The organism is Hydrogenivirga sp. 128-5-R1-1 (genome assembly GCF_000171895.1).
Map to the genome: position 1 here is coordinate 1 of NZ_ABHJ01000197.1, position 1,948 is coordinate 1,948.

At 33.0% G+C, this 1,948-nt stretch carries 3 protein-coding genes; 1 reads left to right on the top strand and 2 read right to left on the bottom strand.

What is annotated here, in order from left to right; translation table 11 throughout:
- Both HG1285_RS03405 and HG1285_RS03400 read right to left on the bottom strand, forming a co-directional pair.
- Nucleotides 1–756: arsenate reductase (azurin) large subunit (locus tag HG1285_RS03405; RefSeq protein ID WP_008288876.1), on the bottom strand; the 756-nt coding region annotated here is incomplete at its 3' end.
- A 28-nt stretch (nt 757–784) separates the two neighbouring features.
- On the bottom strand, nt 785–1,249 hold the full coding sequence (locus HG1285_RS03400; protein WP_008288877.1) for an arsenate reductase (azurin) small subunit: 465 nt from the start codon (nt 1,247–1,249) through the stop codon (nt 785–787).
- A 206-nt stretch (nt 1,250–1,455) separates the two neighbouring features.
- On the opposite strand from HG1285_RS03400, the gene HG1285_RS17820 reads away from it, so the two are divergent.
- Nucleotides 1,456–1,948: PhnD/SsuA/transferrin family substrate-binding protein (locus HG1285_RS17820; protein WP_008288878.1), on the top strand; the 493-nt coding region annotated here is incomplete at its 3' end.

Here is a 1,948-nt window from a genome sequence, read left to right on the forward strand (position 1 = left end):
TAAATTTTTGACCATATGGTTAAAGAAAAAGTTTGTCTGACATTCTACAGGGTTTGTTCCTATCATGAGTATAGTATCTGCAAGCTCACAGTCATAGTACGAGCTGTTAAGCTCACCTATTCCCATTTCTCTTGTTGCGTGAACTTCAGAGTTGTAAGCTGGTCTGTTGTGAATTCTACAAGAAATTGTTCCTATAGCTTTAAAAAATAGTTTTCCAGTACCCCATGTATTTTCAAAACCTCCTCCACCACCACCGTGGTCAAAGGTTATCATTGCTATATCGTTAGGTGAGTCATTTTGCAGTACTTTTGCTATTACTTTAGCAAGTAGTCCTGTTGCCTCTTCCCATGTGGTTTCATATAGTTTTCTTCCTCTGTAAATCAATGGTTCTTTTAATCTGTCTGCTGTATCGCTGTTTGCATTAAATAAAGTTGAAGCCATTAAACCACCGCGAACAGAGTTAAGACCACTGTTAACTACACAATTGTGGTCAGGAACAACCATTACATTGTATTTTCTACCGTTTTCTTCTACAACATTAACCATATTTGGAGATGCCCATGTCCCATTTGCGGGAACTGGTCTTGTAAAATCAACACCAAGAGCATTTTGATTAGGTCTTGCACCCCCTTCTTTTCCTACGGGCCATTTATAAGCTTTATATCCACACCCAACAATACAAAATTCACATGTTACATTTTTTACAGTTGCATCTTTGGGTGGTAATGGAATTCTATCGTTTACTTTTACCGTCATCTTTTATTTACCTCCAAAATTTTTATTTTTAAACATTTGATACTCTTCCCCAAATTAGCCCATCAACACCTACGGCATAAACGTCATTTCCTCTTACTTCAAGTTCTATTCTTGGCAGTTTTGTTGTAGCCTGTCCTAAAACTTCTTGACCTTCTTTATCAACATCAAATCTTGAGTAATGACATGGACATTCAAAAACCCTTTCTTGCTCATTGTAAATTACAGGACATCCTTTATGGGTACAGAGTGTACTAAATGCCACAACACCAGCTTCTGGGACAAAAATAGCAAGGCAAGGTGAGTCGTTATCTGGATAGCTGAAAGACAGAGTTCCTTTTCTTCTAATCTCATCAAAAGAACCTATCTTTTTAGCAGGGTATTTAAAGTAAGTTGTTCCTTCAAGTTTTGTTCTGCCTGCTCCAAAACTTGCCGGAGCAACTGCCAACGCTGCTAAAAACCCAGCCGAAGTTTTTAAAAAATCCCTTCTTTTCATAAAAATTACCTCCCAAATTTAGTCTCTGATTTTCTATATTCAAAAACTATGCCAATAAATAAATCTATTTATTTACAAGCTTTCAAAAGATTTGAAATTTTTAAAACGAAAAATAATGGGAAAATTTTGATTAGTAAGTGGTCAAAATTTGATTATTATAATTTTTATAACTTGCATATTTTCTATTTTTGATATAGTTTAAAATTATGGTTAAAAAATTTTTTATGTTTATATTTTTGGCTGTAGTCTTCACAGGTATTTCAAATGCCAAAACAATAATCTTCGGTATAACAAATGTAACAGTAAAAGATGATTATTACACAATTAGCCAGTGGGCTAAATATTTAGAAAAGAAAACTGGATATAAAATAAAGCTAAAAATTACTAAAACTTACGATGAAATGCAGTATTTTATAGAGAATAAAAGCGTTGACATTGCATATATTTGCGGAGCAACTTATGTTTTTTTAAAAAAGGATAATGTAAATATAAAACTTTTGGCTGTTCCTTATTTTAGAGGAAAACCGCAGTATTACTCTTATATAATTGTTCCTAAAAATTCAAATGCTAAAAGTTTTCTTGACCTTGAGGGTAAAAGATTTGCCTTTTCTGACCCTAAATCAAATTCTGGTTCAATTGCCCCTTCTTACTATCTTTATAAAAAAGGATTTTTTTATAAAAACTTCTTTAAGGAAATTA

Excerpts from the sequence above, each read along its gene's own strand:
- HG1285_RS03400 (WP_008288877.1), bottom strand. The coding sequence starts at position 1,249 with ATGAAAAGAAGGGATTTTTTAAAAACTTCGGCTGGGTTTTTAGCAGCG.